This is a genomic window from Clostridioides sp. ZZV15-6598, from assembly GCF_020657705.1.
GTDB lineage: Bacteria > Bacillota > Clostridia > Peptostreptococcales > Peptostreptococcaceae > Clostridioides > Clostridioides difficile_F.
Window position 1 is genome coordinate 1 of sequence record NZ_JAGWCS010000143.1, and the last position, 9301, is coordinate 9301.

9 protein-coding genes, 1 tRNA gene, 1 other RNA gene and 1 other annotated feature are annotated in these 9301 nt (G+C 28.4%); of the genes, 10 read left to right on the forward strand and 1 reads right to left on the reverse strand.

The window, feature by feature from the left end; all coding sequences use genetic code 11:
* Nucleotides 1-207: 207 nt before the first annotated feature.
* The 10 genes from KGF50_RS18330 (at nucleotide 208) to KGF50_RS18375 (ending at nucleotide 7610) form a co-directional block, all read left to right on the forward strand.
* The gene (locus KGF50_RS18330; RefSeq protein ID WP_227849398.1) at nucleotides 208-717 is read left to right on the forward strand and encodes a transcription repressor NadR; all 510 of its coding nucleotides are present in this window, start codon (nucleotides 208-210) and stop codon (nucleotides 715-717) included.
* An 11-nt stretch (nucleotides 718-728) separates the two neighbouring features.
* Nucleotides 729-1610 (forward strand): mechanosensitive ion channel domain-containing protein, encoded by an 882-nt coding sequence (locus KGF50_RS18335; protein ID WP_227849399.1) that lies wholly within the window; start codon nucleotides 729-731, stop codon nucleotides 1608-1610.
* Nucleotides 1611-1736: 126 nt separating this feature from the next.
* Nucleotides 1737-1942, forward strand: a binding site (T-box leader).
* Nucleotides 1943-2068: 126 nt separating this feature from the next.
* A complete protein-coding gene (gene serS, locus KGF50_RS18340) occupies nucleotides 2069-3340 on the forward strand; it encodes a serine--tRNA ligase (RefSeq protein ID WP_227849400.1) in 1272 nt (423 codons plus the stop codon).
* A gap of 318 nt (nucleotides 3341-3658) precedes the next feature.
* Complete coding sequence (locus tag KGF50_RS18345) at nucleotides 3659-4114, forward strand: nucleoside deaminase (RefSeq protein WP_227849401.1); 456 nt, start codon at nucleotides 3659-3661, stop codon at nucleotides 4112-4114.
* Nucleotides 4115-4206, forward strand: a tRNA-Ser gene (locus KGF50_RS18350).
* Between the two features lie 41 nt (nucleotides 4207-4247).
* An RNA gene (ffs, locus tag KGF50_RS18355) (signal recognition particle sRNA large type) lies at nucleotides 4248-4512 on the forward strand.
* A 76-nt stretch (nucleotides 4513-4588) separates the two neighbouring features.
* Entirely contained in the window at nucleotides 4589-6226 is a 1638-nt protein-coding gene (gene dnaX / locus KGF50_RS18360; RefSeq protein ID WP_227849402.1) for a DNA polymerase III subunit gamma/tau, read from the forward strand.
* Between the two features lie 58 nt (nucleotides 6227-6284).
* Nucleotides 6285-6635, forward strand: a complete 351-nt coding sequence (locus KGF50_RS18365) for a YbaB/EbfC family nucleoid-associated protein (protein ID WP_227849403.1) — start codon at nucleotides 6285-6287, stop codon at nucleotides 6633-6635.
* Between the two features lie 12 nt (nucleotides 6636-6647).
* Complete coding sequence (gene recR / locus KGF50_RS18370; protein WP_227830451.1) at nucleotides 6648-7247, forward strand: recombination mediator RecR; 600 nt, start codon at nucleotides 6648-6650, stop codon at nucleotides 7245-7247.
* Between the two features lie 141 nt (nucleotides 7248-7388).
* Nucleotides 7389-7610, forward strand: coding sequence for a hypothetical protein (locus KGF50_RS18375; RefSeq protein ID WP_227830445.1), 222 nt, complete (start codon nucleotides 7389-7391; stop codon nucleotides 7608-7610).
* 64 nt (nucleotides 7611-7674) lie between these two features.
* Here the strand turns inward: KGF50_RS18375 and KGF50_RS18380 are convergent, their stop codons facing one another.
* On the reverse strand, nucleotides 7675-8880 hold the full coding sequence (locus KGF50_RS18380) for an MGDG synthase family glycosyltransferase (protein ID WP_227849404.1): 1206 nt from the start codon (nucleotides 8878-8880) through the stop codon (nucleotides 7675-7677).
* Nucleotides 8881-9301: the final 421 nt, after the last annotated feature.

Consider the following 9301-nt stretch of genomic DNA (forward strand, 5'->3'; position numbering starts at 1 on the left):
GAACACAGAAGTTAAGCTCTCTAGCGCTGATGGTACTTGGTGGGAAACTGCCTGGGAGAGTAGGACGTAGCCACGTAGTCTTTTTTTATTGTTTACAATAAAACATAAAATTAAACAGAATATAAACTCTGTATTGATTTATACTAAGATAAAATATAGAATTATATAATATAGATAAAAAGTTTTGATTTAGAAAGAAGGTGTAATATGAATTCTAATGAAAGAAGAAACAAGTTAATAGATATTTTAAAGGAATCTAAGCATCCTGTAAAAGGTGGAATGCTAGCGGAGCTATTAAATGTAAGCAGACAAGTAATAGTACAAGATATAGCGCTTATAAGAGCTAAAGGCTTCGAAATAATAGCAACACCTCAAGGATATATAATATATAATCAACCATACTTTTCCAGACAAATAAAATGTAAAAATCATAAAAATCCCCAAGAAATTTATGAGGAACTAAGGATTATTGTAGATTTGGGTGGAATTGTAAAAGATGTTATTGTAAATCATCCGACATATGGTCAAATAACTGCTGAACTTAATATTTATTCTAAAATGGATATAGATGATTTTATGAGAAAAGTTGAAACAAATGAGTTTAAACAATTATCAGTTTTAACAGAATGTAGTCATATTCATACAATTGAAGCACTCAAAGAAAAAACTATTGAAGATATAATAGAAAAATTAGATGACAGTGGAATATTATCATAAGGAGGAGTTAAATGAATTTTTTGTCATTGGCTAAGACTACTTCAACAAATAGTAATATAACTAAGAGAACTTTAGAAAATATGCTTAATAATTTCAGTGATAATATACCAAATATTATATATGCAATAACAATATTTGTAATAGGTATTTATATAGCTAAGATAGTAAGAAAGATGGTTTCTAAGTTTCTAATTAAATATGGCATGAGTAAAGGTGTAAATAATTTTATTGTATATGGTATATATATATCAATGCTATCCATCATATCATTGATAAGTTTAGGGATTATAGGAATACAAACTACATCAGTTGTAGCGGTCTTAGGAGCAGCTGGATTTAGTATAGGATTAGCATTTAAGGAAATATTATCAAATCTAGGCTCAGGCATGATTATTTTGTTTTTTAAGCCATTTAATATAGGTGATTATATTCAAGGATCAGGTGTAGAAGGTACAGTTTCTGATATACAAATATTTAGTACTGTTCTTAAAACTCCAGATAATAAAACTATAATAATACCAAATTTTCAATTGACAAGTAATAATATAATTAATTACACACATCAAAATAAAAGAAGAATAGATTTTTCGTATAATATTTCGTATGATAGCGATATAGATATGGTTAAATCTATATTAAATGAAATTTTTACAAATGAAAAAAGAATACTAGATGACCCAAAGCCAATCATAGGTTTAAACTCTATAGGCAATAATACTATGCAGATAGTTGCCAGACCTTGGGTTAAAACTGATGATTATTGGGATGTATACTTTGATATAATGGAAAAAGTTAAGAAGAAATTTGATGAAAATAAAATAGAAGTTCCATTTATTCCTGCTTCATTATTGTTTAATAACACAAGTAATTTAAACTCTTTGGATAAAAGATAATATTTTAATTAAACCCAAAAACCAAACTTAAGATAATAAATTAAAGAAAATTCTAAAAAAATTTGAATAATAGTATTGAAAGATGTTAATATATATAATATAATGATTATCAAATAAAACAATTAGTTAAAAGCATTGAAAGAAAATAGTAAAAAACAGGTTGTATTCAGAGAATGAGTGGATGGTGAGAACTCATTACAATGGTTTTTGAATCTACTCTAGAGCTTCTAGTTAAAGCTAGACGTTTACCTACGTTACAGGTCTGAGAGGATTATACATATGAGTATGATCAATTAGGGTGGCAACGCGGATAAAAGATTTTCGTCCCTTTTATAGGGTAAACGGAGGTCTTTTTTTATTTTCCAAATTTGTTTAAACTAAGAATTTGCAGTTAAAAATGTTTTACTTTAAATTGGAATTATTAATTTATATTATAAAAATTATTAGGAGGAATTAATATGTTAGATATTAAAAGAATAAGAGAAAATTTAGCTGATATTAAAAAAGCTATGGAAATAAGAGGCGAAAAAGAATTCGACCTTGATGCTGTAGTGGAATTAGATAATAAAAGAAGAGAGATACTTCAAGAAGTTGAAGTTATGAAAAATGAATTAAATGTAAATTCTAAAAAGATACCACAGTTAATAAAAGAAGGAAAAGATGTAGAAGAGGAAAAAGCAAGATTAAAAGAATTATCAGACAAGATAAAAGGTATTGATGAGAAAGTAAAAGAAGTTGAAGCAAAAATGGAATATGCATTGATGAGAATTCCAAATGTACCTCATCCAGATGTGCCACAAGGTGAAACAGATGAAGATAATGTTCAAGTAAGAACTTGGGGAGAACCTACAAAATTTGATTTTGAACATAAAGCTCACTGGGATATAGGAACTGGTTTAGGCATATTAGACTTTGAAACAGCTGGAAAAATAACTGGTTCAAGATTTACTTTATACAGAGGACTAGGTGCTAGATTAGAAAGATCTTTAATGAATTTCTTCTTAAATACTCACACAGCTAAACATGGATATACAGAAGTTTTGCCTCCATTTATGGCTAATAGAAATAGTTTTATAGGCACTGGTCAACTTCCTAAATTTGAGGAAGATATGTTTAAAATAGAAGGGCTAGAGTATTTCTTAATACCAACAGCTGAAGTACCTGTGACAAATATACATGCTAATGAAATATTAGATGCTGCAGAACTTCCAATAAAATATTGTGCATATACTCCTTGTTTTAGATCTGAAGCTGGTTCAGCAGGAAGAGACACAAGAGGTTTAGTTAGACAACATCAATTCAATAAAGTTGAATTAGTTAAATTTGTTAAACCAGAGGATTCTTATAAAGAATTAGAATCATTAACTCATGATGCTGAAACTATGTTACAAATGTTAGGTCTTCCATATAGAGTTGTAAGAATCTGTACAGGAGACTTAGGATTTACGGCTGCTTTTAAATACGATTTAGAAGTTTGGATGCCAAGTTATAATAGATATGTAGAAATATCTTCTTGTTCAAACTTTGAAGATTTCCAAGCAAGAAGAGCAGGAATAAGATTTAAAAGAGATAAAAAATCAAAAGCAGAATATGTTCATACATTAAATGGTTCTGGATTAGCTATAGGAAGATGCTTGGCTGCTATCTTAGAAAATTATCAACAAGCAGATGGTTCTGTAGTGGTTCCAGAAGAATTAAGACCTTATATGGGTGTTGATGTTATAAAATAATTATGTATTAATATTATATAAGTGATAAAATATTTTAAGATTAAAAATATACTGTAAGTAAATAGTAAATTAAAAAAAGTTATGAAATTTAATAATTTCATAACTTTTTTATGTTAATATATATGATAAAATCTTCATCATAAAAAGCTAAATATTTTCATAAATCAACATTTAATTAGATACTGAAAAATTTTTTGAGGTTAATTTAAATTAAATGTAGCTATTTATAGCAATATATTAAATAAACAAAATAAAATTAAGTTGAATTATAAAATGAATTATGATAAGATAAGTTTGTTATAAGTTTTGGGAGGAATTATGGAAAGTTCATTTTATATGAAAGAAGCATTAAAAGAAGCATATAAAGCATATAATAAGAAAGAAACACCAATAGGTGCTGTTATAGTTAAAGATAATCAGATAATAGCGAGGGCTCATAACCTTACAGAAACATTGAAAGATTCTACAGCTCATGCAGAAATTTTAGCGATAAAGCAAGCATCAGAGAAATTAGGTGGATGGAGATTGACAGATTGTGATTTATATGTTACACTAGAACCTTGCATAATGTGTAGTGGTGCAATAGTTAATTCTAGAATAAAAAAGCTTATAATAGGAACAAGACATATAAAAAATTCATATATAGAGAAACAGCATGAGTTTAAATTAGATTATTTTGATAATAATAATGTAAAAGTGGCTTTTGATGTTTTGCAAGAAGAATGCTCGATCATATTGCAAGAATTTTTTAAAGCATTGAGAAAAAGAGATTAAGGAGAGATGGTCGAGTGGTCGAAGGCGCTCGCCTGGAAAGCGAGTATATGGGTAAAACTGTATCGTGGGTTCAAATCCCACTCTCTCCGCCAGAAACAATAAATAAAAGTAATTAAATATGGTTGTAATTTTGCTGTACTAGATGGGGAGGTAGCGGTGCCCTGTAACCTGCAATCCGCTATAGCAGGATTGAATTCCATCTAAAGGCTTATTTTTTGTAGGGCCGCCCTGAATAAGTGGTGTTGATGCTTAGGTCCTGCGCAATGAAAGCTCATGAACCCCGTCAGATCCGGAAGGAAGCAGCGGTAAGTGATCACTTTTGTGTGCCGCGGGGGTGCCTAAGTTGAGCTAACTGTTTTGGTAACGCTTATGGAATTAAGTCGATAGATGGTGTACAGCATTTAATATATAAAAGACTAATCCCTTAGATAATGAGGGATTTTTTTATTAATTTTACTAAAGAGAGGTAAAAAGATGCATAAAGCATTATATAGAGCATATAGACCACAAAGATTTGATGATGTTGTTGGTCAAGAACATATTATTAAGACTTTAAAAAATCAAATATACAATGATAATATAGGACATGCCTATTTGTTTTGTGGTACAAGAGGTACTGGGAAGACATCCACTGCAAAAATTTTTTCAAGAGCAGTAAATTGTTTAAATAAATTAAATGAAGAACCTTGTAATGAGTGTGAAATATGTGAATCAATATTAAAAGATAATACAATGGATGTTGTAGAAATAGATGCAGCATCAAATAATAGTGTAGATGATATAAGAGAGCTTAGAGAAAGTGTAAAATATTCTCCAGCTAATGCTAAATATAAAGTATATATAATAGATGAGGTTCATATGTTGTCTCAAGGAGCTTTTAATGCATTGTTAAAGACATTAGAAGAACCTCCATCATATGTAATCTTTATATTAGCTACTACTGAACCTCATAAGATACCTGCAACTATTTTATCACGTTGCCAAAGATATGATTTTAAAAGAGTTACTGTTAAAGATATGACTCTTAGGATGAAAAAAATTTGTGAAGATGAAGGAATTGACATAGATGATAAAGCTCTTAATCTGATATCTAGAAACTCTCAAGGGGCACTTAGAGATGCTCTTAGCATATTAGACCAGTGTATATCATTTGGAGAAAATAAAGTAGATTATAAAGATGTTGTTGAGTTGATGGGAAGCGTGAATATAGAACAATTATTTGAATTGTCTCAATGTATTGTAGCGCAAGACACTAAAAAATCTCTTGAAATATTAAATGAATTTGTTTTATGGGGGAAAGATATAAGAAACCTTATAAATGATTTAATAGATCATTTTAGAAATTTAATGGTTTGTAAAGTATCATCAGAATTAGATGAAATAATCTCATTACCAGAAGAAACTATAGAGCAACTTAAATCTCAGTCTGAGGACATAGATATAAATGATTTAATAAGAATTTTAAATATACTGTCAACAACTCAAGATGATATAAAATCATCTTCAAATCCAAGAGTCTTAGTAGAAATAACTATAATGAAGATTGCTCAGCCAATGTTTGATGAAAGTAAAGAAGCTCTTATTAAAAGGGTTGAGAATTTGGAAAAAATGATTGAAATGGGTAGCTTTAAAATTACAAATAATGATATTGGTAAAGAAAAGCAATATGAGGATAATAGAGAAGTAGATTCAAAAAAAGAAAGTATAGTTTATGAAGAGGTAAAGAATGAAGATGTTCTGCTTATAGAATCATCGTGGAAAAATATACTTAAACAAATTAAAAAAGATAAAAAAATGCCAATATATGCTCTTTTAAGTGAGGTAAAAAGTTTTAATGTATATTCTAACATGTTATATGTAATATTTGATGATAAATTTGATTTTGCAAAAACTAGATTAAGCTCCCCAGATACAATAAATTATCTAGAGAAGACTATAAGAGAAGTTTTAAATAGAAGCTTTAGTGTAAAAATAGTATTGTCATCAGAAGTCAAAGATATAAATCTTGAAGTTAAAGAAAAAAAAGACATTGGTGAAGAGATACTAAAGAACATAGTAAACGAAGAGATACTAGAAATAAAAGATAGTATTGATGAAAATGAAAGTAAATAATAAAATACTATTATGATATAATAATAAAATGAAAATAAGTTTAGGAGGAATAGTATTTATGGCTAAAAAAGGTTTTGGAGGCGGAATGATGCCTGGTGGTGGAAATATGAACAACTTATTAAAGCAGGCTCAAAAGATGCAAGAAAACATGCAAAAAGCTCAACAAGAGTTAGAAAATAAAGAAGTAGAAGCTTCAGTTGGTGGAGGAGCAGTTACTGTAAAAGTGAATGGCAAAAAAGAAGTTTTAGATATAACCATTAAACCAGAAGTTGTTGATCCAGACGATATAGAAATGTTACAGGATTTAGTTTTAAGTGCAGTAAATCAAGCATTGAGAAATATTGATGATTTACAAGCAAATCAAATGAGTAAGGTAACTGGAGGTATGAATATACCAGGGTTATTCTAGTAGGTGATATTTATGCAAGTTTATACAGGTCCAATAACGAGACTAATAGAAGAATTTTCAAAGCTTCCAGGAGTTGGAAGAAAAACTGCTCAAAGGTTGGCCTTTCATATTATTAATATGAATACTAATGATGTTGAGGCTTTATCTAAGGCAATTATAGACGCAAAAAGAGAGATAAAGTATTGTTCAATTTGTTGCAATATAACAGATACAGACCCATGTAGTATGTGCTCAAATAAGAATAGGGATTCTAGTACTATATGTGTGGTAGAAGATCCAAGAGATGTTGCAGCTATGGAGAGAATAAGAGAATTTAAAGGTCAATATCATGTATTAAATGGAGTTATTTCTCCAATGGATGGTATTGGGCCAGATATGTTAAAAATAAAAGAGCTTATACAAAGGCTTGGTAATCAAGATGTAAAAGAAATAATAATGGCTACAAATCCTACGATTGAAGGGGAAGCCACAGCTATGTATATTGCGAGATTAGTAAAGCCAATGGGAATCAAAGTTACTAGGATAGCTCATGGTCTTCCTGTTGGAGGAGATTTAGAATATGCAGATGAAGTCACAATATCGAAAGCATTGGAAGGCAGAAGAGAAATATAAAAATCGAGGTTATTACCTCGATTTTTGTAATTTTTTGGAGTTAAATTCAGATTAATTTTGATTTAGATTTATTGAATAAATTTCTTCTGTATTGTATAATTTGTTGTATAAATCATTTAAAAATTTTGATAGGGGTGCAACATGAAACCAATTATGAACTTAGAGGAACATAATGCAATGAAAGAAAAAAGAGTTAAAAAAATGAAATCAAAAGATAAGCCTAAATATGATGATTTTGAGGATATAAGTTTTTCTAACAAGAAAAAAACTAAGAAAACTCCAAGAAATAAAAACACTGAATTCAGAAATAACTATAAAAACTATCAGTATGATTATGAAGAAGATTTTTATGAACCAATCTAGTAATTAAATAATTAGAAGATAAAAAATCCCTAATAGGTATACTATAGGGATTTTATTTATTTTATTAATCAGAAATTATACTTAATACTAAATTAGCTATGTTTTGGGCCGAATTTGACTTTCTTATAGATTTTATATTTTTCTTTAACATTTCTAGCCTACTAGAGTCATCTATTAAAACTTTTAATAATATTGATAAATTATATTTCTTTGTAGTTCTAAGTGCTGCACCACAATTGGATAAGAAATCAAGATTTTCTTCTTCTTGTCCAGGTATATAATATGGAACTATCATGGGAACATCTTTTAAGAGTGCTTCAGTTGTAGTAAGTCCACCAGGTTTACTGACCAAAACATCTATAGAAGCTAAAATGTCATTCATTTTATCAGTATATCCAAGTACACATACATTTTTGTCATGATAACGAGATACAAGTTTTTTTTCAATTTTCTCTTTTAAACTTTCATTTCTACCAGTTATTACAAGTATCTGAAAATCTCTATCTGTATCTAATAACTCATCAAGAGTTTCTTTTATATTTCCAGCTCCAAAGCTACCACCCATAAGTAAAACAGTTAATTTATCAGGAGATAAATTTAGTTCTGAAAGAACAATTTTTTTGTCTCTATGAGAATGGAATGATTTTTCAACAGGGATTCCAAATGTTCTAATTTTACTAGGTTCAACTCCATCAAATACTAATAATTCCTTTACATACTCATGACCAACAACATAGTAGTCAATCTCATTTTGTATCCATGTGGAATGAGTAGTATAATCAGTTAGTACGGAAATAAGTGGAGGAACATTAATAGTACCTGTATGATGCTTATAAAAGTGATCAGTAGAAGCATTCATTTCATTACTATGTAAGTTGAAATTTTTTTTCAATGTGCTTAGAGCAATCATTGGAAAAGGATGTGTACCTATAATTAAATCTGGTTTTGTACTTCTAATGAGTTTTTTAAATTTCTTTGCCATAAATGTAATTATTAGATTATCTTTAAATTCATTTTTTGATAAAAGATTTGTTTCAGATAATCTATATACACTTCCATATGCTTTGGGTGTATATATGGCAGATTTTTCATATCCTCTTGAAATTATTTTATCCATTATGTTATTGACTAATTTCAAACTATCTATTATTTCGCATTCAACTGGCTCTCCATCAATTGTTTTAGATGTAAGTTCTTCTTTAATAGCTAGAGCCGCTCTATTATGTCCACCACCAGTAGAAGCAGACATGATTAATACTTTTTTGCTCATAATAAAATCCTCCTAAAATGTAGCATAGTATTTATATAATATTTTGATGTGTAAAAATTGTCATTCTCAATCAAATTATTGATAAATCATTTTTTAATAATAATCTAATACAAGATTACAAAAATTACAAGTGAAAGAAATGTAAATTAATTTTGAAAAATGCTTATTACTATAAATAAAAAATTTAAATATAGAATAAAAAGGAAAATTGAGCATAAAATATATATTAGTCCTATGAAATAAGGACTTTTGTTTATCATTAATTTCTTAGAGTTAAGCTAATCAAACATAAAAGAATTAAAAATTTTAAAAAAAGTAAAAAATTATATTGACTTAGATAAATAAAGGTGATATAGTATTACTTGTCCTTAAGAAAAGGGCAAACATGAAAAATGAAAAATGAACTTTGAAAATTAAACAG

What these genes read in the sequence shown, in the direction of transcription:
- KGF50_RS18330 (WP_227849398.1), top strand. Translation starts at nt 208, where the DNA reads ATGAATTCTAATGAAAGAAGAAACAAGTTAATAGATATTTTAAAGGAA.
- KGF50_RS18335 (WP_227849399.1), top strand. Translation starts at nt 729, where the DNA reads ATGAATTTTTTGTCATTGGCTAAGACTACTTCAACAAATAGTAATATA.
- serS (WP_227849400.1), top strand. Translation starts at nt 2,069, where the DNA reads ATGTTAGATATTAAAAGAATAAGAGAAAATTTAGCTGATATTAAAAAA.
- KGF50_RS18345 (WP_227849401.1), top strand. Translation starts at nt 3,659, where the DNA reads ATGGAAAGTTCATTTTATATGAAAGAAGCATTAAAAGAAGCATATAAA.
- dnaX (WP_227849402.1), top strand. Translation starts at nt 4,589, where the DNA reads ATGCATAAAGCATTATATAGAGCATATAGACCACAAAGATTTGATGAT.
- KGF50_RS18365 (WP_227849403.1), top strand. Translation starts at nt 6,285, where the DNA reads ATGGCTAAAAAAGGTTTTGGAGGCGGAATGATGCCTGGTGGTGGAAAT.
- recR (WP_227830451.1), top strand. Translation starts at nt 6,648, where the DNA reads ATGCAAGTTTATACAGGTCCAATAACGAGACTAATAGAAGAATTTTCA.
- KGF50_RS18375 (WP_227830445.1), top strand. Translation starts at nt 7,389, where the DNA reads ATGAAACCAATTATGAACTTAGAGGAACATAATGCAATGAAAGAAAAA.
- KGF50_RS18380 (WP_227849404.1), bottom strand. Translation starts at nt 8,880, where the DNA reads ATGAGCAAAAAAGTATTAATCATGTCTGCTTCTACTGGTGGTGGACAT.